Genomic DNA, 414 nt, shown 5'->3' with positions numbered 1-414 from the left:
TCCTATCACAAAGTATTGCAAAAGCAGCGCTGACATTAAGACTATCAAAATTATTTTTCATCGCAATGCCCACACATTCATCGCATTTTTTTATAATTTTAGAGCTTAAACCAAAACCCTCACTACCCAAAACTAAAACTTTTTTACCATTGCTTATTTTTACACTGTGAATTTCTTTTCCCGAGCCATCACTCGCATAAAAATAAAAACCTACTTGTTTTAGTTCATTTAGTACACGTAAGGCATCGTCGCTTATCACAATAGGTAAATCAAGAGCCGCTCCGCTGCTAGTGCGAATTACTCCTTCCAAGGCTAATGTTTCACCAATAAAAATTAAAGCCCCAACCCCTAAAGCATAAGCTGTACGCGTGATAGCCCCTATATTTCCTACATCACTAATTCCATAAAGCATAA

General features: G+C 36.7%; 1 protein-coding gene. It reads right to left on the bottom strand.

Annotated elements, in window-relative coordinates:
- Positions 1–414, bottom strand: a 414-nt coding sequence (locus tag KJR01_RS09920) for a TrmH family RNA methyltransferase (RefSeq protein WP_214119080.1), incomplete at both ends; no start/stop codon positions are given.

It is taken from the genome of Campylobacter sp. 2018MI10, assembly GCF_018501175.1.
GTDB lineage: Bacteria > Campylobacterota > Campylobacteria > Campylobacterales > Campylobacteraceae > Campylobacter_E.
The sequence above is the reverse complement of the archived record's forward strand: the minus strand, read 5'-3'. Positions and strand labels throughout refer to the sequence as shown.